The following is a 22,887-nucleotide window of genomic DNA, read 5'->3' on the forward strand; positions in this document are numbered from 1 at the left end:
TCAACGGTCCTTGCTGGTGTGTTGTTCTTTATGGGTTTCAGCCCGTGAGTATGCCACAGAGTTTGTCTTTAGAGGATCGTCCCGCTCCCTCCTTGCAGACCTGAGATAGTCACTGATGGATGGGTAGAAGAATATCCCCAGGCAGACCCAGAAAACACTGATCGACAGGATGGCCGCCTTCACGCTCGCGCCGGCGAACCCAAGGGCAATGGGAACCAGAACAACGGCCAGGAACACGGTGAGCGCGTGGCGGGATTTCATAATGCGATACAGCCTTAAAACGCATTCGGGTGAAGCCTCTATCCTATCCGACTACTGCCCCCGGGATTGTCAAAGTTTGTTTAAGTGGCGTTGGATTTCTTGGCATCCGTGTCAGGAAATATGGTGTCGTAACTCCAGGTGAATACGAACGCATACACCAGATAGAAGACTACGAACGCGATATCCACGATCAGCGCCTCAAGAAGACCGATGCCCATCCACCAGGCAATAATCGGCAGGAAAATCAGCATCAGACCCAGCTCGAAACTCACCGCGTGCAGGAAACGAACCCGCAGGGATTTCTGGGTTGAGCCCGTGAAGTGCTTCAGGCCGTGATCGAATCCCAGGTTAAACAGGTAGTTCCAGATTGTCGCGATGGTGGCGCCAACCACACCAAGAACTCCGGTTCTTCCCATATCGAATCCGAACGTTACGGCAGCGAGGGGAACGGAAAGCAGGAGGCCAATAACCTCAAAGGAAATCGCCTGTCGAACTCTGTCTCTGGTTGATCTCATAGAACGTTTTGTACGAAGACGGGTCGTCCCGCGTTCACTGCCCGGGAAGGGTGGGGTCGTCCCCAGAAACTCAAAAGCCCGGCGCTTTCGGGACGGGCTTGCCAGAATACTGGTAGCAAGGGGCGGAGTCTAACCGCCGCCCGATAAAGAGGACAATGCAAAGGGCTGGAAAAAATGGGCACGGTGCCGATATGACAACTACTATAAAAAAAGCGTTTCGTGTTGTGTGTGAGTCAATGTCACGTTCGTTCGCTTAAATACCTTAAAAGGTATGCACTGTATTCGCATGCTTGGGAGGTGGGACATGCCAAGGATAGTATGGCTCAGGATTTTTCATGTCTTTTTGTTCCTGTTTTTTTCTCTGTCCCTGTCCGCTGATTCGAAACGTCAGAATATTGTTGGGGTCTTTGCAGATATAGAACGCGAAATTTCTGTGGAAAATGGGAAACTCGTGGGTCGTTTTGCGCCTTATTATCGTTGTGTCTTTAGCCGCGTAGACGGCGATTTCAGGTTCGTTAACATGCCGTTGGCCCAGATACTTCGCCAACTGGAAAAAGGCGGTATTTCAATTGGGTTGCCGTTAATTCAAACGGTAGAAAGGGATCAGTATGCGGACTTTGGCGGTACGTTGTTCCAATTGGAATATGTGTATCTCATGGTTCAGGATTTGCCGCCGTTAGACAGCATGACGGGGCTCAGGTTTGGATTTGTCCGGAAGTTTGCGGGTTTAGAGCTTTTAAAAGGTGATAGCCCTCAAGTAACTCATGTCTCTGATTGGGAGCAGGCTGTCCGAATGCTCAGGCTCGGTCGTGTAGATGTTGTGGTTCTGCCTCGGATCATGATGGACCTGTATCTCGAGGACTACCAAGGGGCTTATTATGACCGGACCGCAGCCTGGATAGATTTGTCCATGTACATTTCTCACAGTGTAGAGGATAACCGCCTCAAGGAAGACTTCAGGGATGCCATAAGAACCTGCCGCTTGATTAGCGAGAAAAATTATGAGGCCTGGGATATCCCCGGGGGACAGCGAGATCCAGAAGGTTGACTTAGCGTCAGTGAGTTGTCCGCCGACCTTTTAGGCATTAAAAAAGCCCGACTCTTACGAGCCGGGCTTTATAAATACTGGTAGCAAGGGGCGGAGTCGAACCGCCGACCCCAGCATTATGAGTGCTACCAGCATTTATAACTATCTGATTTAATTAAGGTCGTGCCGGACGCCCTCGCCCACATTAACCTATAAATGCGCATCCATGTTCATGGCGTGGCCACAAAATGCCCACACTGTCACGGCGGGCTATTGTCGTCATCGGCGTATACCCGCTCATCATAATTCGTCGCGGTAACGCTCACTTCAAGCTCTCCCTGCGGGCTGATTTCTGTTATCAGAGCCGGAAAGCTCCAGCGGTCAGTTGTGCCAAAAATCACATGAGGGGGCTCTTGACTAGGCGACAGTTCCGGCAACGGAGATACGTTGGCAATAATCTCGAAATCGTTGTCTCCTCGAGCTGTTGAAAAGGGGCCCACTATATCGCCGTATACATCACGGTATGCAACCACATGACTTTCCCCATCCTGCCAGTCCATAGGCTGACTCACAGTAAGCTTTGGCACTGGGCCGGAGGTATCTAACGAACGCAGCACGGATGCCTGGCCATAGCCGGGAATATCATCAACAAGCGGGACATAGCCGAGATAATCCGAGTTCAGGGCGTCCAGCTCGGTATTAAAACTGTATGTCCATCGGCGATAACGCTGAGATCGGCGCCGCCTCATGCCAATGCGCCAGGCTTTTGTTCGATCGGTTACGCCATCGAGTTTTAATTTGTCCAGCTTGATGCCTTGGTCTCCGGGCAGGAAGCATTTTATTGTTTCAGTTGTCCAGGTGTCAGCGTTGGTGTATTCCACTTCTACGCCGTCCGGCTCTTCTGGCTTGCGGCTGGTGAACGAGCGTTGCAATGGTGCCGTCATATTCTCCGGCGAATAGGGCTGCTCAAAATGAGTCCGAGGCGCGTCCCGCACAGGTGTGATCACGCCGGTGCTCAAAGTCATCGAGGCGTAACCGGGGCGCAGAATCTGATCAATGGCATCTTTTGCTGTGCCATCTCCAATCACAAAATCAAAATAATCACCCCTTCCTTGCCAGATTGCGTCCAGTTGCTCGAATGCGTCCAAGTCGATCTGGTCGTCAGAATAGCCGAGCGACTTTGCAACATGCACGGCAGCAGCAGCTATCGATCGTGTTGGGGCTTCGGGGGTTAGGGCTCCACCGCTGATGCCTGGGAGTAGCCGGGTGGCGACCAGGTTTATTCGGTTATTCGAAGCACTGCCGATCTGGTCTGTGCCCTCAATAGTCACCGCCATCGTGGTGACGCCGGGATAACTGGTAACAGTCGGCAGATTGGATCGAAGCGCTTGCCATTCAATCCGGTCAAGACTTGCAATCTCGCTGCTCTCTGTGGTCACGCGACGAACTCTGAATTCTGGTCTGATCGCGGGTCCAAGGTCGAGCTGGAAAGTGAAGCCGAGTTGGTCCCTGGTAGCGTTATCAATCGTGTATATTTGACTGTTCCATGCGGTTGCTCCGAGTTCGCGCCACTGGATTTCAACTTGCCGCTTCGTGCTGAACGGAACAACGGTGTCTCCATCGACCTTGCCTTGTCCTTGAGGCAAGAAAATATCAATCTCAACCGTACTGGTAGTTTCACCGTCTGGACACGCGGTAAAAGGTCCGGCCCAGCCGTCGGCCTCTGATCGGCTTGCCAGCAGCACATCTGCAACTCCGGTGCCGCCCGGGAAACTAGACCAGCCCGTATCCTCAGCGCCACCAACAAAACGGGAGAGGCCGAAACCATCTACAAGATCCGGGAATGACGTGTCATAAATGATACTGTCGATACGGAAATCTTCGTCCTCCCGGCGAGAAAACATCAAATAGCTTCCAGCAGCCCACCCGGCAATTGGAGACCCGTCTTGCGTGAGCGTAATGTCGTTTCCGGTTTTCGTGTCAATCAGGAAAACGCCGTTGGCCTCTGCAAGCTCTGTCGATCTTAGTCTTATCTCATCACCAACATCGGCATCCCCCCAATCGCCATTCAGGGTTACAAGCCCACCCCCATCGACTGATACGGTGACGGATTGGCGAGTAGATATGGCAACGAAGTCGCCAGTTGCCCAATCGCCAGGGAAAAAGACAGAGGTGCTGGTGGTTCGTATTTCCGGCCCGCTGTAGCTTACCTGTGCGCCTGTCAGGCCAGAGGATAACGATCGTCCTCGATAAAGCCGAATGCCACTTGACCCAGTGGTGGCCCCCACTTCTGGCGCGGTGTACCAGTTTTCGTGCGCGGGATGGACAGAAACGTCCTCTCCGGGCTCAAACACCTGATAGCTGATTGAGTTTCCCAATTGGCTGAAGGGCGTTTCGCCGAGTTTTAGAAGGGCCGTCTCAATCAGGCAACGGCCTGAGGTGATGCACAGCATGATGTTTTGAACTTGCGTGCGTGCATCCTTGTAGTATTTCCTGGGCTGATTGACGTAATCGGGATAGCGAATATATCTGCCAAACAGCTCGGGGACGCCTTGACCGAGGCGAGCGGTATTGGCTTTTGCGTCAGCCGGAGCAATATCGGAACCCTGCCGACCTCCGCTCCTGGAGGAAGCGCTTGGAATGTTAATTAGCGCATCGACCGCTGCCTGGCCGGCAAGTGCGGACCCTGCGTAAAACGGGTTGACCAGGAATGCGCCAATGCTGGTAAAAGCGTCAACAACGTCACCAAACGGAACAACGCGGAACTCCACCAGATCATTTTCGCCAATTGCAACATTCGCCCAATCCAGCGGGTTGACGATTGCGCCATTGATTGCACAGCTAACTCGCTGCACTGGGCCCGACGTGTAGTTTTCGGTCTGGCTGCTCACCCAGGCTTCGACCGTCATGCCGTGATCGTAATAAACCTCGACGGGCTCGGCGGGCATGATGGTGTCGTACACTTTAATCGTCATAGAAAACGACTCTCAAGAAACGCTGCTGGAATAGTCTTAGGTTTACAAGGCGAGGACCATGCCTGCCTTTGCCTGGCTCGTCGGTTTCGAGGATCATTAGGCGCCCATCGATTTCGACCACGATGGCAATGTGCGTGCAGAGCCTGCCACGGTAGCAGCAGGCAATGGCGCCTGGGCGCGGATCGCAGACACGGTAATTCACCGACTCTGACAGCATGGCCTTGGTTAGCGCCCGCTTGTCTGAGCCTTCGACGGCGCCATGCTCTGGCATCCACGGCTTACCGAACAGATGTACTCTGGCCAGCCTCGTCAAGCCATAGCAGTCCGCCCCATCTGGTTGCCGTCCATTGGCGAGATAGGGCACGTTGAGCAGGTCGTTGAGGGTCATCAGATGTATCGCAGCCCTGGGAACTCATCGGCGGTGTAGCGGCGGCGGGGCCACTGGGTATTCAGCAGGTCAAAGTAACCGGCCTCTATCTGGATCATGATCCCCTGGAAGCCGCCCCCGCGCAGGGTCATCCGGTATGGATTGGTGGCAGGGGCAGACAGATCGGAGGCCAGATACTCCCGGTAAATTACCGGCACCTCTTCCCCAGATTCCAGTGCCGCCTCGATGGCCTCTTGGCCTTGTGACGTGACGTTGGCAATCGAAAGGGAAAGGGTTTGCTGGCCAGATGCGCTTTTGCTCGGGCGCTTGATGGACAGCGGGCCGGCGACGAACTCGGCTTCGGTGTCGTCCTCCAGGGTCAGCAGCCGGTCAATGAAGCCGGTGCAGACCCGGATGGGATCGACGCTAGAAACGAGTATTTCCAAGGTGCGGATGATCTCGTCATCGGCGCTGGCGTAGGATCTCGCTATTACGGTCAACATAGATATCCTCAGTAGAAAAACGTCACATCAGACAAGACAACACCGGCCGCGCTAGCTTCGTTTGACACAACGGACACAGCATAGTTTGTTATGTTGACCACCATTTCTTGCTCGCCTACCCCGCCAAACGTGTTAAAAGTAATGTCCGCGCCATTAATAAATGGATCGGCTATTACAAAACCCCTCATCTGGCCAGCCGCATCCCTCGCAACCAACATTGCCTTTTTTATGTTCAGGTAATATTGCGGCTGTAGCGAGTTACCGGTACTCCACGTATAGCTACCGCCAGTATCCAGCGCCAGCCCTGTTGCCACAGGAACCGGATCGGATGGAACAACTGGTTTTTGGTACGGTGCCGGAATAACGCCACGGTTTAGCACGGGGTTTTCAATGTCGTACACCACAGGTCTGCCATTAACCGGCGTGAACTCAATCACTAATTCTAGGTGGTCAGAAAACTGATCCGACACCCCCTGATTGCTGAACACAACGTATGCCCTGCGCGTGTATCGGTCAACAGTAGTGTATGTAGCAACGTGCTCCGGCTGTTGGACGTTGCCGCCGCCATTGGCCGCGCTTCGCCAGCGCGCTTTCACGGTAATCGACCCGTTGTCGTTACGCTCCACTAAGTCGCATGAGTAGTCAAACCCAAAACAGAGCGTTGATCCGTACCCGATCAGTCCGCCCACGTTGTTGATATACAAATGCCGACGGTGTGCTACTCCAGTGTTATCACCCGCAAACGAAAATTGTGTCTTATCCGCCCACGGTGTCGCTGTGTGAGTAACGGTCGGCGCTGTCCCGCTATCGGTGAATGCCGCCCACCCTGTCAGATTTTTAGATGTGATCAGGTTCTCATCCACCAAACCAAAGGATCGCTGAACATCTTTCTCAAGAGCCTCCAGCCGAACTTCATGCGAAGTCACATTGCTGATCGTTTGCCAGAGCTTGGCCGGGCTTTCTACGCTGAGCCCTTGTGCTGCACAGTAATCGAGTAATGCCTCGATGTAAGGCTCGTCAAAAACACCGCTTGAGATTGTGTGGTTGTAGAAGATCACAGATCGGTTATTAGCTACGCAGTAGTCCACCACCAGCTTGCTTACACGCAGTATTTCGTTGTTATCGGTGGTGGTTGTGCCGGTCTCATCAATGACGTTTTCCAAAGACGCCCGAGTGACGCCCGTTGGCCCATTGATCAATGTGTCATTTGAGTAGGTGCACAGCGACAGGTCTCTAGCATCTGGGGCAACGTTGTACGCATAAAGCACTGTGTGCCGCTCGGCGTAGGCTGCCACGTTTGTCGGGTCCAGTCTCCCGCCATAACAAACAAAACTGGTCGGCTTGATACCGGCACGTCTCAACAGCTCATAGGAGTAATTCGCATCGTTATCGATCATCAGATCGTCTAGCTCGATGCGCGGTCCTTCCGGCGTCAGTCCGTGGTTGATAATTTCGTGGCCTTGGTTCTGGTACTTCAGTAGAGTGGCAATGTCGGTGTATAGGTTGCCGTTACCAGTGCCAGCGGGACCGAGACCATTAATTGATAGCACAGGGCAAGAGATACCTACCGACAAGCTTCGAGCACTAAAGATTCCAGTGACAGGCTCCAAGGTTGTTTCGTTTGTTGTGTCAAAAATAAATGCAGCTTGTGGTGTCTGGATGCCAAGGTTAATCGGGGGCTTATACCTTGTGCTGTCCACTGCCTCTTTAATGGTGGTAGTCGGCGTGTAATTGACATGCTCTGCATCGAGTCCATCTGTCATCAGCTCCTGGCGCAAAACCGCATCTCCAACCGAAACAAAAGCTCCGCCTTCTGGCAGTCCTGAGCCGGTAGTTGTGTATGGCAGCGTTGTAGAGCCAGAGATGCGCCACATTTCGCCATTAACATCACGCAGAACCTGATTATATTCCGTGAGCTCAATGCCAGCGGCGTAATCCTCAACGGCGCCATTCGCCCCGGTCCCCGAGTAACCGCTGGACGCAAGGAAGGCATTAAAGCGCTGCTCGCGATCCGCCTGATCAGCGTCAAACTCTGACTGCTGCTGATCAACCTGATTCTCGAACGCCTGCCAGCTCTTCCGAGCACGCCCGAGCCGGTCATTAAAGCTTGGGCTTTCAGAGTTCATGCCCCGATCAAAAGCCTGAGAGTTATCGTGACGATCCCTCGGATCAGCACTACCAACCGGATTGCCAGTATTAAACTTGGTCATTGAGCAACTCCTAAGCCTCGGGCCATTCTTGATTCATGGTGATGTCGAAAATTGAGGTGTACTGGATATCCGGCAGGCCGTAGAGGTATTCCTCTTCGGACACCGTGGGCCGTTCGAAAATTTCCAGTTGTGCGCTGTATTCCCAGTGCCGCAGCCCGCGCAGCTTGGGCCCGTCGTACATATCGACGAAGCGGCATTCGTAGGGCCGGAGCCCCATGGGGGAATCCAGCTGGCAGTTAAACCAGGCAGTGCCGTAGGCAATTTCGTAGTTGAACCAGCCCTCGAATATTTGGGCCTGCTCCTGGGTGAGCAGGAAGGTTACCGGCACGACGGTCGGAACAACTTTATTCAGTGGGCGCTGCTTGGCCCGGCCGCTGGCCATTTCGGTTCGGGCAAACGTTGGCCCTGACTTCAGGCCGTACCCGGAACGGTGCGGCGTTGGCAGCATCTTCGGGAAGTCAATCGTGGTGGCCATCAGTTACCCTGCCTTCTGAGTCCGAACGCGGTTTGCATGGCTTTGGCCCTGGGTCCGCCGCCCATGATGTCAGCGACAAACACGTTAACCTCTTCCTGCCCGTTGCTGCCTCTTTTGGTTTCTGTCTCGCCGGCCCTGGAATTGTCCTCAATGACGTTGACCACGGTTCCGGATCCTCCGCCAGCTTCTTGCCTGGCAAGGAACGAATCTAGGTTGTCAGCCTGCGGTGAGGTGAGCACCCGCTCCCCTTTATCCAGAAGCCAGGTGCCCTCCTGAGGAACGCTGTCGATACCGTCGTGGGCCATGCCAGCAATTGATACCGCCTGAATATTGCTGACAATGCCAGCGGTAGCGGCTGCCACTGAAGCCATGGCGGCAAGGTTAGCGGGGAACGGTACGGCAGACGCCTGGGCAATGCCGGTGTTGATTGCGACGATAGATTGAGCGATGGCCGCGGCCTTCTGAACCGCGAACATGGTTTTGTATAGTGCGGTCTGCTCTCCGGCAAACTGACCGGTAATATCGGCCAATGAACCGAAGAGCTGTTCTGAGCCAGCCAGAATAAGGGCTTGGCGCTGCTGCTGAAGTCGTGCTTCCTCATCAGCCGCGTTCTGCCGGATCTGTTTCAGTTGATCCTGCATTTCCTGTTCAGACTGGATCTTCAGATGATCGGCTTCCATCTTGCTGATCGCGTCAGCCTGATATAGCTCGTTTATCTCTTCGTTACGCTCCCCGTAAAGGCGCAAAGCTATCTGTTTTTCAGTTTCAAAAGCCTGGCGAAGAGCTGCTACGCGCTGGAGATAGTCTGTATCTCCACTCCCGGTTTCGTCCTCAGAGCCGCTAGTGCCTGTTGATCCACCACCGGATGAAGTGCTGCCGCCCGAGCCAGATGTATCGATTGTGTCAACGCCGGTTCCATCCCCGGCGCCTGCTTGGGCGCTTTGGTTTTTCCGAGCGTTTTCTATCAATTCGGAAACGGCGTCATACTCTGCCCTGAGCCGTCTTAGTCGTTCTTCTTCGGTAGCAATAACCTCTTTTGGAATCAGGTTCGGTGTCTGCCGGAGTGATTTAAGCCTTTCCTCCTGCCCTTCAACCGCATCCCCCAAATCATTCAGCTTTTCCGTCAGCCGAGGAATGTCGTCGAAGGCAGGGCCATGAATGAATGCCGCCAACTCTTCTGCCAGAAATTGAGTGACCTTAACGGCGCCGTCTATCGCCTCGATGACGAAGTTCATAGAAGTGACAATGGCAGACCCCAGCGCCTGAGCCGATTCCATCGTGCCTTCATCACTCAATAGGTCAACCAAGTCCTCGATGGCCGGAAGTGCCGCCATGACGACTTCATTTTTCATTCCGGTCGCGGCACCGCTCAGCTCATCCATGCTGCGGCGTATGGACTCCAGTTGTTCAAAGTCCATATCGGAGAACACATTACCGGTGCGTTCGGCTTCATCGCCAAGGATTTTCAGCTCTCTGCCATTATCACGCAGCAGAGGAATCAGCGCTGTTGCGTCAGACGCTATGGCCTCCATGTAGAAGGTCATATCTTTCTGGCTAACGCCTGCGTCCTCGAGGCTTTGGACGTAAAGTTGTAAGGCCTCAGGGCCGGACAGTCGAGCGAACTCGTCAGCCGTTACTCCAACCTTGGGCGCGATATTCTCAAAAAAGTCAGCCATCGGCCCGCCACCGGTCTGCATGAAATCACCGATGCGGTCGTTAGTGTCCTTGAGGATATCTGAGATCTTTTCCTGCTCTATGCCGTATCGATTTGCCGCATAGGTCAGCTTCTGAAATTGCTGCGGGCTTGCCCCCGCCAGCTCAGAAAGATTTTTTATTTCTCGGGCGCTGTTCGCCGTGGAGGCGACCAGGGCGGTCATACCAGTTAATGCAGCAGCCGTGCCTGCGGTGATGGCAGCCCCGATCTGCTTGGAGTGGCGCTGGATTTGCTTGGCGGTTTTCTGAGACTTTCGCTCGGCTTTATCCATGCCTTGCTCGAAGCCCGACACTTTAGCAACAAGGTCTAAAGTTAAAATGCCAAGTGACTTTCTGGCCATGCGTTTCTCCAGGCATAAAAAAACCCCGCCGTGGCGAGGTTTTAATCAGTTGGGATTTCAATTAGATCGGCAGCGATCAATCTTATCTGCAATTTGCTCAAGTGCTTTCAGTGCGAGTTCAGGGTTGGCGCCAGCAAAAGCCCCTACCGGAGTAAAGCCAGTGTTTGGCGCAGCTCCGCTATTGGCTTGCACTTGCTCAAGGTTGTCAAACTCGTATAGGCCATTTGTCGCCGTGAGCTGGAAGCGAACGTAACGACTGACCAATGCGGACACTTCATAGCCAGTAACGCCCACAGCAATAACACCCCTGTCCGATGAGTGCTGGATAACAGAGCCTCCTCCCACGGTATCCGTGTCTGTGTCTTGATAATACGTACCAGTGAACGCACCAAAGAAGCTGTCAGCACTATCTGCAAACGTCACTGCAGGATTAACGACATTCTTTGCAACGCAGAATTCGAGATCCCCGCCGCTGGATTTTGCAGGAAACCGAGCAGACTGCACTGACTTCGAGCTCTGCCAAGGTTCCAAGGTTACATCTTGGGTGAAATTTATCGGGTTCTGTGCGCACGCTGTCAGAGCTGCGCAAGCCGACAGAAGTAGCTTTTTCATGATCAATCCCTTTGAAAATATGCGCACAGAGTTTAGCAACCTATTTCCAGCTTTCCATCGCCTGTTCCAGAGACAGTTTTGGCTCTTCGTGATGAGGGGCAAAGTTGTAAAAGCTGACCGGCTGGCTGTCTTTCTTGCGGTTGACGTTTGCAAGGATTGCAGCCACCAACGCTCCAGCCCTTTCTGTCCGCATTCCCGGATGAAGACTGCCCCGCTTGCGCCGGTATTCGGCCCACTCCAAAAACTCGACATAGCTCATCGTCTGTTTGGCGATGGCGATCGTCGGACCGCCAATGCCGCACATTACCAGCTCATGCCAAAGTTCATCTTCGTCGGTCAGCTCTCCGTCTTTTTTCCATTCACCTCGCCGATCACGCGCAGCAGCTCCATGGTGATCTCGCTGCTCAGGGGCCCGCGGTCAGGATCCGCCTCGCCAGTAATATCGCCAGGCTTGAATACAGGCTTCCCTTCCTTGTCGCAGATGGCAGAAGCAATGCGGCCAGCTACTGCATCCGAATTAGCGTTGAGGGATTTAATGTCCGAAACCGCGGTGTAATAGGAAAGCTTGCGCACGTAGACCGTGGCAGTCTTTTCATCATTACCCTCTTTCTTCAGAACAATTTCTTTCTGAACAGGGGCGCCGGTAAAGGCGCCCATGTCTTTGAGTGCATCAAGGGTCAAATCCATGGTTACGCGGCCTTATTGATCCAGCGGGCACCACCGGTGCGGCGAATGCTGACCTCCGACTCAACCAGGGCGTTGGTCTGGAAGTCGAACGGGAAGTCAGAGATGTAACCGCCCATGGTGAACCAGGTCCTGGAATTCGGGAGGACAAAGCTGTAATCGCCCAACGTCGCGGTCGCAGTTGCGCCGGTGCCATCACCACCGATGGTTACCGTTGGCGCAGCGGTGTAACCGGTGCCCGGGTCAGTCACGGTAATATCGGTGACAGCTCCGCCCACTACGGTTGCGATACCGGTTGCAGTTCGGCCGTCAGCATCTTCAGGATCGGAAAATGTGACCGTAGTCGTTCCGCTGGAGTAGCCAGATCCGCCAGCATCAACAGCGACAGAGCCAACGCCTTGGGCAATACCTGGCGTTGCTTTGCCGTCAGACCAGCCAACAACCCAGTCCATTGAAGGCGAGGGGTTCATTCGGGAAAGATTCCACATGGTCATGTGGCTGTCGTAGTCGCCATCGGGACGAATACCCAGAGACGCGGTGCCCGGGTTACGCATGCCGGCAACATATTCCATTTCGTTGCTATCCAGACAGGTGTCGTCCAGCTCGCCTGCAGGATCGCCGCCAGGGTTAAAGCTGGTCGCGCAATCGACCTTGACGACTTCCGGAGTCTGGCCGGAGGTGTTCAGAAAGAAAATATGGGTGCCTTGTGTGAGCTTGGACATTTCAAATTCCTCGTGCGGGTTTCGGGCATAAAAAAGCCCGCTCAGTGGCGGGCTTTAAATTGCGGCGTCGAGCGCCAGTGTCATTTGCAACTGGTCTCGCCAGTATTCGACTTGCTGCTGGAGTGGCTCCTTCTGGTGGCGCCACTGGGCCAGCCCTCGTCCTTGCTCGCTGGCCAGCTCTTTTCGTGATTCAAGTGCATTATGTGCTCGCTCGTATTCCTGCAAAGCGTTGCCGCTGCCACGAAGAACTGCATCAATATGGAGGTCGCACCAGACGGCAAACCGAATATCAAGCCACTGCGCAAAACGAACTCCGAGCTTCGGGTGCAGCCATGTGCCAGGCGCCTTACCGCCTCGACTGGTGCGAACCAGACCAAAGTGATCCTGGCTCACTTTGGTCTGACCAAGCACCTCGGCAAGGGCCTCAATGTATTCGCTCGTTTCTTCCAACCGCAGCCAATCCACCGGCCGCTTCCCGAAACGCTTGGCCACGTCAGTGGCATTGATCCATCCGTCGGCGGTGAAGCGAACAAACTGGCCCTGATAATCGAAAGGAATGATGTCAGCCATCACTATTCTCCTCTGCCATCTCGAATAGGAGGTACAGCCGGCCGGTTAGATGGCGTCGCCGGCATTCAGGAGCGACCCTAGGCTGTACCGAAACTAAAAACCCGGCTGGTGGCCGGGTTTCTTGAATCTGAATCTGGGCTATCGGTGTACGTGCCACTCGACGTCGAATCCATATCGTTTGTGACCGGTGTCGGGATCGGTGCTCTCCCCGTTCCAGCCGACCACGTGAGCGTGAGGCTCGATCGAATCGCGCAGCGCAGCGGCTACCTGTCGGGCCTCACTGCCTCGCCCGGCGTAAACATCGATCTGGATGGTGTAGCTGTCGACATCTGGCGACTGCCCCAGGTAGTTTTCTGGCAGGCCGCTGACTGTTTGCCAAACAGCGTAGGGCAGGGTGACCCCCTGCGGAGCCTGACCGAACGGGAACAGCCGCGTTGGTCCAGTTCCGAGCAGAGCGGTGACGGCTGAATCAGCTGCGCATACCTGGAAGATTGGCGGGGTCACTGCTTGCCCTCATTCATCAAATCCGAAATAAAAGCTTCAACTTCCTTGTTTTCTGGGTTGACGATGGTCACCTGGCCCTTTATTTGGTCGAGGTTCTTCACGTCTTCAACAAAGACCGACAGTCGAGCCATTACCACCCCATCAGGCATGATTTCGATATTGCAGCCAGTGACACCCTTAATTTCATGGCCGTCTTCGGTGTATATCTTTGTTCCCCGGCAAGCCTTCGGAGCTTTACCGGGTGGCAAAACAATCTTGATGCTCATTTCACACCTGCCTTCTTCCTGGCTCGCTTGAGGGCGCGGTCGATCTTTTTGGTGTACTCGTTGGCGAATACGTCCACGGCTTGCTGTCCGGCCTGCTGCGGTACCGGGCGGAATATGGGCTGCGCGGGCGCATCCTCTGTGCCGAATTCCAGGAAACGCCAATAGAAGGTATCACCGCCGGGATTGCCGGAGCTGCCGTCCGTCCGGTATGTCTGTCCAGCCCGACCCTTCCGGACATTCTCCCTGGTGTTGGCATACTGGCGGGCACCGCCAAGAACACCCACTCGGAACATCATGTTGCCGGTCTTTCTGAAAGTTCGACCCGACCAGCGCTCGACAATGTTCGCAGCTATATTTTCTGACGTTCGAGGGTCATCGACGCGCTCAGCATTTGACCGCGCCTGGTCCCGGAGAACCTGGGCAGCTCGGCGAAGGGCAAAGCGGCCACCCTTGCGCTTGAGATCGTATTCGAGGCCGTCCAGCTTGCCGAGCAGTTCAGGCAGTCCGTTGAACTCATAGTTCACGCCGTCAGCCGCCATCGTTAACGCCTTCGCTGTAGGGTAGGGTCAGCCACTCCTGGCCGCTCTCGTTGTCCTCCAGCACGCCTTCGATGTTATAGATCTTGCCCATGTGGACAATGCGTATGGTGGCGTCCAAATCGGAGCGGTAACGGATCACAAATTCGCCGCTGATCTCGGATTGGCCAGCCTGGGATTGCTTGAACTCTCGGGCGCTGGAGGCGCGCTTTTGAGCCCAGACGGTGGCCACGGTTGCCCAGCCTGGGACCATTTCGCCCGTTGTCGGGTCTTGAACGGTGTCCGGCTTCTCAATGGTGACGCGGTGGCGGAGCTTCCCGGGATACAGCGGCATCAGTAGACCCAACCCTTGCGGTTGAGAGAGATTAGCGATTCGGCAGCCATCGGGATCTCAGTTGCGATTGTTCCTAGGTTCACGGCTGAGCGGTTGGTATACCAATGCGTGACGATCAGGCGGACAATCTGCCGGATTGTCTCTGGCACATCGGTTTCCGAAGATCCAAAGCCGGCCTTAAAGGTGATTGTCAGCGCGTCCAGCCGATCGAACAGTTCCGGCCATTCAATGTCGTCCTTGGGAATGAGATAGGCCCAGTTCTCGTCTCCGTAGAGATGGAAGTCAGAGATAGTGAGGGTCTGCTCAACATTGTCCGAATCGAAGTAGCTGATAGCTTCAATAGACTGGACTGGAGTGACCGGAATATAGATCCTGCAATCGGAATCCGGCCCCCGCGTTGAAAGCTTCCAGGTCTGAGTGAGGAACGCTTTACCAAGAACTCCAGACGGTGCCTCGAGATACTCGGTCGCAGCCTGGATGAGAGGCTGAATCAGCGTGTCTTCGAAGTCGTGGTCCACGCGCAGATCAAGCTTTACATCACTCAGCGTTACAACAGGCTTTGAGGGCGGCACTGTCCTCGTCAGGATTTCGTCCTGCATTTTCTCGACCCTCTACCGCTGATTGATAGTTGCCGCGCCTATCACGACGCGGTGCGTTTCGACTGTTTTCGACGTGCTGGCTTTGCCGGCTGCTCGATTTTTTCTTCCGTTTCGGGCGGTTCCGACTTGTGCTGTCCGGCCTCCACGTATACCGCTACGTTTCGGCTTACAAAGTGATCTTCGGACGCGGGGGAGAGGTCATCCCTGACCTCATCCTTGGCGTAGGTGGTACGCTCCCGGTCCTGCACGGTGTAATCACGCAGGAATCGGATAGCCATTTACACCACCTCGTCAGCCTGGTTGTTGTCCGGCTTTTCGTAGCGCGCGTACGCGCCGATCACGGTGGCAGCTGTGTCACAGGCAGCGGTGCCGACAGTGATGGTCAACCGGATGTGAGTAAACCCGTTGGTCACATCGATATCATTCTGATTGATATCGATTGCGGCGGTTTTGTTGCTGGCAACGATCTGGGTGATTGCTTTGCCGGCGACGTCTTTGGCTCCGGTACCGGAGCTGTCCTGGGCTTGCTCAATCTTGGCGTCGACAGTGCCGGACGCGCCCAGCGCGCCAACGTTTACCAGCGCCATGAAGTTGAAATAATCCGCCACAGAGATCCAGCCGGTGGACTGAGCGCCCGCGGCCTGGTTGGACGGAGCGATGGCGACCACCAGCGGATTGCGGGTGGTCATCGGTACGTTTGAGTTCATGTCGAAACTCCTGCTTGGCAATGGGGAGTGCGGGGACCGCTGGCCCCGCAATGGTTAACGGTTAGTACGGGGCCTCAGCCCCGTCACTTAGAGCCAGAGCCTTACGCCCGCTCATCCAGAACGACGAAGTGAGACTTGCTGTTCGTGCCTTTCGCCGGGCTCACCGGTGCAGACAGGTAAGTCTGACCACCACAGCGGAAAGTCCAGCGGAACGCCTGGATGCCATAGTCGAAGTACAGGTGGATCGAGCTGTCGAACTTCACGCCGCCCTGCTTGGTCGGCATGTAGTAGCCCATCGGATCGATGAACTGCAGATCGCCCTTGTCACCCAGCGTGCTGGCGTGCTCGCTGAAGATGATCGGACGGCCCAGCAAGAAACCACCCGGGGCGTTCTGGAAGCCAGAGCTGGGCGGAGTCCATACGAGGTTGTCGCCGATCTTCAGCGTCATCAGTTGGGGCAGGATGTCGCTGTTGGCAATCCAGACGGCCCGGGGCAGGGAGGAGGGCAGCATGCGGCTGTACATCTTGGCCACGTTCTCAGCCAGGATGGTATCAGCAGCCTGAGAGCCTTCCTTCGCAACCGACACCAGGGCGCCACTGTTCATGTAGCCCAGGGGCTGGCCGCTACCGGAGCCGGTCATGATCGCTTCACTGCGCTTCCACTGGATGGCGCGGGCAGCGCCACGGGTTACCCGCTGGTTGAGACGTGGTGCGTCCTCGAGCAGCTCATCGGAAGCCAGAACAAACGCGTACAGCTTGTGCAGCTTCACGGCCCGGCCATCAGTTTCCAGTCGAGAAGGATCCATCTTCTGACCTTCCGCGGCCCAGCTGGCCTGGATGCCCTGGGCACCCCACGGAGTGCTTTCGTCCGCAAGCAGGTTTACCTGGTTGCTGGCAGTAGGCTCGTTGTCGACCATGCTGGCCAAGTCGTCCGTCTGAGACATCACCTCGATGATCTCATTGCGGAACTGAGGCGGAACCTCGTAACCGTCGGAACTGCCGTTCTCCTGATGGAAGTTGGACGGAGCGCCAAGGATATTCAGACGCTGGTCACGGTCACCGCCAGGCATGCAGGCACCCTGAACCGCCAGGGCAAAATCACCCAGACCGGAGAAGCCGGCGGTGGGGTCATCTTCGCGGTTGTCCCGTACGCGGGCCTGAGAGCCTGCAGCGTTCGGCTGAGACTGGCGGCCGGCGCTTGCCTCGAGATCGTCTACGGTATCGCCCACAGCGTTCAGCTTCTTCAGCCGATCGATGGAGGCGTTTACCTTTTCGATCTCGGTCATCTTGGCGTCGTACTGAGCCTCTTGCTCCTCGGTCAGATCGCCGCCGTTGTTTTTGTCCGCCTCGTCCAGGATGGCGGTCGCCTCTGTTTTGAGCGCCTTAAGACGCGCAATCAGTTCTTTGAGATTCATAATGATTCTCCAGATATCTACTCAGTTTCAGGTGAGGTAACCGTCTCGGCGGTTCAGCAGATCTGACTCGGCAGGTCTGCGGTTTCTGCTGCAAGTCGGCGGCGGGCATTGCTGGTTCTGCGCCCTGGCCGCACTTGAATCAAGCTTGAAAGGGTGGTTTCGCTGTTCTGGATCCCGTCGATAAGACCGAGCTCTACTGCCTCAGTGGCAAAGAACATCCGGCCATCGGCAACGGCATCAAACTGCTTTTGGCTCAGGCCCCGGCCGTTCATAACGGCTTGACGGAAATCATCAAAGTAGCCGTCCACAATCTTTTGGAACTCGGCTATTTGTGCTTCGGTGATCTCCGTACCCATCTCCCCGGCGCTCTTGAACTCACCGGTGTCGATCGGGATCGCTTTGATGCCCGCAGATTCGAAGGCCTTGCTGTAGTCGTAAAGGGTCATACGGACACCGATGGATCCAACCAGATCCATGCGGCCGGCGTAGATCTTCGTCGTCTGCGCAGCCACGTAATACGCCGCGGATGCGGCCATGCTGTCGACCTGGGAAATGATTGGCTTCTGCTCCTTGGCGAGGGCCACAGTGTCACCCAGTTCGGACAGTGCTGCGGTCGAGCCTCCCGGGGAATCAATCAACAGGACGATGTTTTCAACGCTGTCGTCTGCGACAGCTGCATTGATCGCCGCCCGGATGGCCAGAGTCGAGCTCATTCCAAGCCAGCGGGTAAACCAGTTTTCGGCTTTTACCATCGGGCCCGTAATCGGAATGATGGCCGTGTTACCACGTCGAGTGACCGGAAGACCTTCCCGCTCGGCATCGTCAGCCGGGCCCGCGCCGACGCGGATGGCCATCTGGATTTTGGCCTGCAGTTGGGCTACGGCCTGGGGGTGCATCAGCCAGAGCATGTCTGAGTTAAACATTGGGGTCTCCCATGAATTCGCGGAGGGTTGCGGATCGAGAGAGTCGCCACTCTGCCAGCAGATCCATTGTGTCCTGGTAGTCGTTGATCGCTTTGCAGGAGTCGAGGATATAGGCGCGAGCCTTTGCCTCGAGATCCTGAATGCCGTCAAAGCTGGCCACACCGCTGAATGCTTCCACCAGGTGCTGAGCATGGGCGTCGTAAAAGTCCGCCAGCTTTGAGGCGTCAATGCCTTTGTCGGCCATCCTGGAAAGGGCGTTGATCTCTTTTCGCACCATCCGACTGGCGGGATCTTCCCAGAGCGCAGAGGTTGCACGACGATCCGAAGCCCGGGCGTTCGCCTCAGTGCCGCCTTCCTCGATAGCGCGGTCTACGCTCATCATGTTGGCCTGCACGAGGCGAAGCTTGCCGTGGCCATCCGGCAGGGGGTTCATGTCCTCGCGGGAGCGGACCTCGTCAATATCGAAAACACCGCGGTCCAGCATCGCGGTGTAGAACTCTTTTCGGGCAGCGGTATCGCCACGAAGCAGGGCATTGAGGTTGATCTTCGTGAATAGCTGGACTTCATCCTCTTCGAACAACTTGAAGTCTGCTTCCTGCTCAAGCCGGGTCGACCAGGGCACAACCACATCAGTAACAAACTCGATGTTTTGAGACTCGATGTTGTTGTGAGTGGCCCGGTCAAGCTCCGCCAGCTTATGGGGCGGAACACGAAACCAGCGGCACATGTCCAAAGTCTGGAATCGCCGTGTCTCGAGGAATTGGGCATCCTCGGGAGGAATACCAATCTCCTGGTACTTCAGGCCCGCGTCCAGGTAGTGGACCTTGTGGCTGTTGGCGGCGCCCCGGTGCTTCTTGTTAAACGAGGAAAGCAGGTTCTTAACGGCTGGGCCGCTGAGATCCCCGCTTCCCGCTTCCTTGGTGATGACACCGCCCGGGACCGCGCCGTTACCGAAGAAAGCGGAGCCGAATTGTTCAGTGGCGATACCCAGGCTAATGGCCTGCTTGGCCTGACTGACTACGGAGTAGCCTTTAAGCCCATCGAAGGCGAGGCCGGGCAGGTGAAACATATCCCGGGCAGCAATTTCGCTGTCATCTGCCTGGTCGTTTGTGACCTTGTAAATAATCCGGCCACGCTCATCTCGATCAGGTGTCACACGATCGGGCGTGATGATCCAAAGAGCGATAGGCTCGCCGATGCGGTTGCGCTCGATTTCGGCGTAACCATTGCCCCAGGTCAACGCATGGGCAATGATTGTTTCCTTGAACCGAAACGGAGGCGTTTCCGGGTTGGGGCGACGATGAAGAAGGCGGTAGACCGGATGATCAATAACCCTTTCGCGCATTTCTCCGTTGCGCTCGTAGACGCCCCAGGGCAAGGAAGCGATGGTCTCGGAGATAACCCGGACGCAGGCCCATAAGGGGCCGTAGGTCATGGCCTCATGTTCGTCGACACGAACGCCCGCAACCGGTGGCCGGAACAGAGACATGGCGCCACCGGACTGTCCGGGCATGGCCGGGGCCGTCTGGCGCTTTGCGAAAACGTCAAAGATCATGCGCTACGAACCACGCTGATTCCGGTGAACACAAAGGCAACGCCAATAGCGATAAGGCCCCATTCCGCTCCGAATTTGAGCCACACACCCGCGGTGCCGGAGCCGATACCGGCCAGGATGAATGCATCGCCGATGAGTGCCCTCATAGCTCGGTTTCCTCGTAGATGGATTTCACTTGTTTGGCGCCGCTCAGGGCCTGACCAATAGCCATGATTAACGCCACGGCTCCGTCGATCTTGTTCTCTTCGCCTTCCTTGATCGGTCGCACCACATCGTCGTTGCCAGGGATATATTTCCCAACGACGTTGCTGATACACCAGGTCATGATCGGGTTCCCGTCATGGTGAAAGCGGCCGGACTCGATGGCGGCCTCGAGCTCGATCATCGGATCGCTCAGGTTGGTGTAGTTTTGCTGGATCGTGATCGGGTTCAGTCCCTCGTCATCCAGCTGGTGAGAGAGGTTTGTCGCACCGTGCGGATCCAATGGTGAGCAGATAACCGGGCTGACGTGGTTCGCCTGGATGGCTTCACTCAGGATTTCCCGGTAATCGACTTCGGCGCCATGGGTGGCGAATAGGTGACCGCTGTTTACAAACTTCTGGTACCGCTCAGCACGGCGCTTGTTGTCTTCGTCGTACACCGTGTCTTCCGGAACCCAGAACCTCGGGGAAACGCAGTAGTAATGGCGCTTCCCTTCAACTTCCCTGCAATAGAGTCGGGCCATGGCGTTGAGGTCGAGCTTCCGGGCCAGATCGAGCCCGAGAATGCACTCCTGATCCTCGAACTGTTCCAGGGAGAGCGTTGAGTCCTCGCACTTCCGCCAGCTTTCCATGTTGAAAAAGGCGGATTTTGCCGATACCCAAACGTTCAGGTGCTTGGTTTTGAACGTGTTGGTGAACCGCGGATTGTTGATTGCGCGGCGCTGCTGGCTTTCCAGGTAGTCCCGATAGACCGAAACTCCGATATTCGGGTTGGCCTTGGCAAGGACCGCCGGGTCGGTCCAGTCGTCTTTTTCGTCGATGGTGTAGATGATCCCGAAAAGCTCTTCGTCCGGGGTCACTCCCTCGAGCATTTCGATCACCTGCCGGCGCTTGTCGTAGCAAGGGCCTTCGATATTCTTGCCAGCCGTGGTGATGATGAACATCAGCGGCTGCTTTCGGGCGCCCATGCCGGTCATCATCGTTTCGTACAGCGACTCTGTCGGGTGTTCGTGGTATTCGTCGACAATGGCCAGTGACGGGCTTGCACCATCCCCTGGGTTACCGATGATCGGCTCAAAGCGAGAGCCATCAGCCGGGCGGTTCAGGTTCGATGCGTTGATCTCGATGCCAGCGGCATCCACCAGCATCGGTGAACGCTTGACCATCAACCGGGCCGGTCGGAATACCTCCCAGGCCTGCTTTTCTGTCGTCGCACCGCTGTAAACTTCTGCGCCGTATTCTCGGTCACCGCAGAAGCCGACCACGCCAACGCCGGCGCCAATCACCGATTTCCCGTTTTTCCTGGGAATCTCCCAATAGGACTCCCGGAATCGGCGGGTCTTGTCCTTCTTCCGGAGCCAGCCGAAAGTGCACATCAGGCCGAATATCTGCCATGGCTCGAGGGTAATCAGCTGTCGCTTGAAGCCCCATTCGCCCTTCGTGTGCGGCAGCTGCTGGATCAGCGCTATGCGGCGCTCGGCCTCTGCCTGGTCAAAATTGAACGGGTAGGTCTTCTTCCGGCTTTCGGCCAGGTCATCGAGGTGTCTTTGACACGCCAGCTGCACATATCGGCAGGCGATCGCCTTGCCTTTCACCACGTCCCGAGCCCACTTGAGACCTTTGGCACAGTTCGGAAACTTGGCGGTCATAACAGAGAGCTGTACGGGTTCGACTTGGGTGTTCCGGATCCGCCAGTGAGGCGCGATCGGCTGGCCGGATCCAGGCCAAGCAGCGAGCCAAAGGTGGCCATCTGCCGGGACGCTTCGTTGATGATCGTGGCTGCCGGGTTCTTGACCGGGCCGCCTGTTGCACCTTCAACCACCAGTCCCTGGGTATTCAGCTCTACTCGAGCACGGCGCCAACGACCGTAGGCATCACAGAACAATTCCAGATTGTGGAGGTCCCCCATGGTCAACACTTTCTGCTGACACAGCAGCTGAGCAACCCGCTCCCACATCTGCGCTGCATGCTCGTCGTCGTGGAAGTATTCCGGTGGCTCGATGTTCGTCGGTTCATCGAACTCCGGCTCGCTCTTATTGAGCTGTCGTTTGCCTGGGTTTCCGGCCGCCTTCTTTCTGGCCGTGGGTTTTGGCTTGCGGCCGCGGCCCGGTGCTACCGCCTTGCCGCTCATCCATTTTCCTCTCGCTGATCGATATCCTGTTTCGCCCGGATTTAATTTTTAAATTCGCGGGCATAAAAAAACGATTGAGGGCGCGGTCTAGGAGCGAAAAGCTCAGAAATAATCGACCCGCCCTGGGTGTGTGTGCGTGCCGTTGCCGAAGCCTGAGTCCTCGCTGGCAGTCTTTTCGGAGTGACACGAGTGGCACAGTGCCTGCCAGTTTGATTCGTCCCAGAACAGGGCTCTATCGCCTCTGTGTGGCACGATGTGATCCACGTCTGTAGCGGCCTTTACTCGCCCACCTTTCTCACATTTGACGCACAATGGATGCGCCTGAAGGAATCTTTCACGGGCTTTCTGCCACTTATACCCATAGCCACGCTTGGCACTCGATCCGCGTCGTTGGTCGTGACCGCGCTTACGCTGCTCTGCAAGGTGGCTGTGTTGGTCACAGTATCGTTTCCCGCGCACCAGCTCCCGGCAGGCAGGTGCAGGGCATGGCTTCAATGGGCGTGCAGGCATCAGCGGGCTAATGAGCCGTCAAGGTAAGTGGTCGGCTCCCTGTCCTCGTCATCCATGTCCTCGGCCTCAGCCATCGCCTGCACCAGTGCGGCATTGCTATTGGCCAGGCGATTGATCGCATCAGTCTGCTGGCGGATAGCCTCAATGAGTTCGGCAATCTGGTCTTCGTTCACTTCGCTCTCTCTTCAATTGGCCGGTCGTTCCATGCCCTGACGTCATCCTTGTCGCCCTC

29 protein-coding genes are annotated in these 22,887 nt (G+C 55.9%); 1 reads left to right on the forward strand and 28 read right to left on the reverse strand.

Translation table 11 applies throughout. The annotated features are described in order from the left end of the window. Together ACGK9W_RS00270 and ACGK9W_RS00275 are read right to left on the reverse strand one after the other, a co-directional pair. Positions 1–261 carry a hypothetical protein gene (locus tag ACGK9W_RS00270; RefSeq protein ID WP_008176354.1) on the reverse strand — a complete coding sequence of 87 codons (261 nt, stop codon included), beginning with the start codon at positions 259–261 and terminating at the stop codon, positions 1–3. An 80-nt stretch (positions 262–341) separates the two neighbouring features. Then, positions 342–776 (reverse strand): PACE efflux transporter, encoded by a 435-nt coding sequence (locus ACGK9W_RS00275; RefSeq protein WP_405418633.1) that lies wholly within the window; start codon positions 774–776, stop codon positions 342–344. A 304-nt stretch (positions 777–1,080) separates the two neighbouring features. On the opposite strand from ACGK9W_RS00275, the gene ACGK9W_RS00280 reads away from it, so the two are divergent. Beyond that, positions 1,081–1,824, forward strand: a complete 744-nt coding sequence (locus ACGK9W_RS00280) for a substrate-binding periplasmic protein (RefSeq protein ID WP_405418635.1) — start codon at positions 1,081–1,083, stop codon at positions 1,822–1,824. Between the two features lie 239 nt (positions 1,825–2,063). On the opposite strand, the gene ACGK9W_RS00285 is transcribed toward ACGK9W_RS00280, so the two are convergent. From ACGK9W_RS00285 to ACGK9W_RS00410, 26 genes are all read right to left on the reverse strand, one after another. Continuing rightward, positions 2,064–4,778, reverse strand: a complete 2,715-nt coding sequence (locus ACGK9W_RS00285; RefSeq protein ID WP_405418637.1) for a host specificity factor TipJ family phage tail protein — start codon at positions 4,776–4,778, stop codon at positions 2,064–2,066. Next, entirely contained in the window at positions 4,768–5,166 is a 399-nt protein-coding gene (locus ACGK9W_RS00290; RefSeq protein ID WP_405418639.1) for a hypothetical protein, read from the reverse strand. Before ACGK9W_RS00290 ends, ACGK9W_RS00285 begins: the two co-directional genes overlap by 11 nt. Beyond that, positions 5,166–5,648: a DUF1833 family protein gene (locus ACGK9W_RS00295; RefSeq protein ID WP_405418641.1), complete on the reverse strand. Its 483-nt coding sequence runs from the start codon at positions 5,646–5,648 to the stop codon at positions 5,166–5,168. The genes ACGK9W_RS00290 and ACGK9W_RS00295 overlap by 1 nt, the downstream gene beginning before the upstream one ends. An 8-nt stretch (positions 5,649–5,656) precedes the next feature. Further along, the gene (locus ACGK9W_RS00300; protein ID WP_405418643.1) at positions 5,657–7,858 is read right to left on the reverse strand and encodes a hypothetical protein; all 2,202 of its coding nucleotides are present in this window, start codon (positions 7,856–7,858) and stop codon (positions 5,657–5,659) included. A gap of 10 nt (positions 7,859–7,868) precedes the next feature. Then, complete coding sequence (locus ACGK9W_RS00305) at positions 7,869–8,333, reverse strand: hypothetical protein (RefSeq protein WP_405418645.1); 465 nt, start codon at positions 8,331–8,333, stop codon at positions 7,869–7,871. Then, positions 8,333–10,387, reverse strand: coding sequence for a hypothetical protein (locus ACGK9W_RS00310; RefSeq protein WP_405418647.1), 2,055 nt, complete (start codon positions 10,385–10,387; stop codon positions 8,333–8,335). The genes ACGK9W_RS00305 and ACGK9W_RS00310 overlap by 1 nt, the downstream gene beginning before the upstream one ends. Positions 10,388–10,444: 57 nt before the next feature. Then, positions 10,445–10,999 (reverse strand): hypothetical protein, encoded by a 555-nt coding sequence (locus ACGK9W_RS00315; RefSeq protein WP_286810781.1) that lies wholly within the window; start codon positions 10,997–10,999, stop codon positions 10,445–10,447. 40 nt (positions 11,000–11,039) lie between these two features. Next, positions 11,040–11,303, reverse strand: a complete 264-nt coding sequence (locus ACGK9W_RS00320) for a hypothetical protein (RefSeq protein WP_257903125.1) — start codon at positions 11,301–11,303, stop codon at positions 11,040–11,042. A gap of 32 nt (positions 11,304–11,335) precedes the next feature. After that, positions 11,336–11,686: a phage tail assembly chaperone family protein, TAC gene (locus ACGK9W_RS00325; RefSeq protein ID WP_405418649.1), complete on the reverse strand. Its 351-nt coding sequence runs from the start codon at positions 11,684–11,686 to the stop codon at positions 11,336–11,338. Positions 11,687–11,688: 2 nt separating this feature from the next. After that, the gene (locus ACGK9W_RS00330) at positions 11,689–12,405 is read right to left on the reverse strand and encodes a phage tail tube protein (RefSeq protein ID WP_405418650.1); all 717 of its coding nucleotides are present in this window, start codon (positions 12,403–12,405) and stop codon (positions 11,689–11,691) included. Between the two features lie 54 nt (positions 12,406–12,459). Next, the gene (locus ACGK9W_RS00335; RefSeq protein ID WP_405418652.1) at positions 12,460–12,975 is read right to left on the reverse strand and encodes a KilA-N domain-containing protein; all 516 of its coding nucleotides are present in this window, start codon (positions 12,973–12,975) and stop codon (positions 12,460–12,462) included. 138 nt (positions 12,976–13,113) lie between these two features. Beyond that, positions 13,114–13,479, reverse strand: coding sequence for a DUF3168 domain-containing protein (locus tag ACGK9W_RS00340; RefSeq protein ID WP_405418654.1), 366 nt, complete (start codon positions 13,477–13,479; stop codon positions 13,114–13,116). Then, the gene (locus ACGK9W_RS00345) at positions 13,476–13,745 is read right to left on the reverse strand and encodes a hypothetical protein (protein ID WP_405418656.1); all 270 of its coding nucleotides are present in this window, start codon (positions 13,743–13,745) and stop codon (positions 13,476–13,478) included. The genes ACGK9W_RS00340 and ACGK9W_RS00345 overlap by 4 nt, the downstream gene beginning before the upstream one ends. Further along, entirely contained in the window at positions 13,742–14,284 is a 543-nt protein-coding gene (locus ACGK9W_RS00350) for an HK97-gp10 family putative phage morphogenesis protein (RefSeq protein ID WP_405418658.1), read from the reverse strand. Before ACGK9W_RS00350 ends, ACGK9W_RS00345 begins: the two co-directional genes overlap by 4 nt. Continuing rightward, on the reverse strand, positions 14,274–14,615 hold the full coding sequence (locus ACGK9W_RS00355; protein ID WP_405418659.1) for a phage head closure protein: 342 nt from the start codon (positions 14,613–14,615) through the stop codon (positions 14,274–14,276). The genes ACGK9W_RS00350 and ACGK9W_RS00355 overlap by 11 nt, the downstream gene beginning before the upstream one ends. Next, positions 14,615–15,214, reverse strand: a complete 600-nt coding sequence (locus ACGK9W_RS00360; protein ID WP_405418661.1) for a head-tail connector protein — start codon at positions 15,212–15,214, stop codon at positions 14,615–14,617. Before ACGK9W_RS00360 ends, ACGK9W_RS00355 begins: the two co-directional genes overlap by 1 nt. 41 nt (positions 15,215–15,255) lie before the next feature. Beyond that, positions 15,256–15,492 (reverse strand): hypothetical protein, encoded by a 237-nt coding sequence (locus ACGK9W_RS00365; RefSeq protein ID WP_405418663.1) that lies wholly within the window; start codon positions 15,490–15,492, stop codon positions 15,256–15,258. Next, entirely contained in the window at positions 15,493–15,921 is a 429-nt protein-coding gene (locus tag ACGK9W_RS00370; protein WP_405418665.1) for a hypothetical protein, read from the reverse strand. 101 nt (positions 15,922–16,022) lie between these two features. Beyond that, positions 16,023–17,336: a phage major capsid protein gene (locus tag ACGK9W_RS00375; RefSeq protein ID WP_405418667.1), complete on the reverse strand. Its 1,314-nt coding sequence runs from the start codon at positions 17,334–17,336 to the stop codon at positions 16,023–16,025. Between the two features lie 53 nt (positions 17,337–17,389). Then, entirely contained in the window at positions 17,390–18,259 is an 870-nt protein-coding gene (locus ACGK9W_RS00380; protein ID WP_405418669.1) for a S49 family peptidase, read from the reverse strand. Next, on the reverse strand, positions 18,252–19,814 hold the full coding sequence (locus ACGK9W_RS00385; protein WP_405418671.1) for a phage portal protein: 1,563 nt from the start codon (positions 19,812–19,814) through the stop codon (positions 18,252–18,254). Before ACGK9W_RS00385 ends, ACGK9W_RS00380 begins: the two co-directional genes overlap by 8 nt. Next, a complete protein-coding gene (locus tag ACGK9W_RS00390; protein WP_405418673.1) occupies positions 19,811–19,960 on the reverse strand; it encodes a hypothetical protein in 150 nt (49 codons plus the stop codon). Before ACGK9W_RS00390 ends, ACGK9W_RS00385 begins: the two co-directional genes overlap by 4 nt. After that, positions 19,957–21,663 carry a terminase large subunit gene (locus tag ACGK9W_RS00395; RefSeq protein ID WP_405418675.1) on the reverse strand — a complete coding sequence of 569 codons (1,707 nt, stop codon included), beginning with the start codon at positions 21,661–21,663 and terminating at the stop codon, positions 19,957–19,959. The genes ACGK9W_RS00390 and ACGK9W_RS00395 overlap by 4 nt, the downstream gene beginning before the upstream one ends. Then, complete coding sequence (locus ACGK9W_RS00400) at positions 21,660–22,145, reverse strand: phage terminase small subunit P27 family (RefSeq protein WP_405418677.1); 486 nt, start codon at positions 22,143–22,145, stop codon at positions 21,660–21,662. Before ACGK9W_RS00400 ends, ACGK9W_RS00395 begins: the two co-directional genes overlap by 4 nt. Before the next feature lie 102 nt (positions 22,146–22,247). Next, a complete protein-coding gene (locus ACGK9W_RS00405) occupies positions 22,248–22,655 on the reverse strand; it encodes an HNH endonuclease (RefSeq protein ID WP_405418678.1) in 408 nt (135 codons plus the stop codon). Next, on the reverse strand, positions 22,655–22,828 hold the full coding sequence (locus ACGK9W_RS00410) for a hypothetical protein (protein WP_405418680.1): 174 nt from the start codon (positions 22,826–22,828) through the stop codon (positions 22,655–22,657). The genes ACGK9W_RS00405 and ACGK9W_RS00410 overlap by 1 nt, the downstream gene beginning before the upstream one ends. Between the last annotated feature and the right edge of the window lie 59 nt (positions 22,829–22,887).

This window comes from Marinobacter flavimaris (genome assembly GCF_045057155.1).
In the GTDB taxonomy this organism is placed as follows: Bacteria; Pseudomonadota; Gammaproteobacteria; order Pseudomonadales; family Oleiphilaceae; genus Marinobacter; species Marinobacter manganoxydans.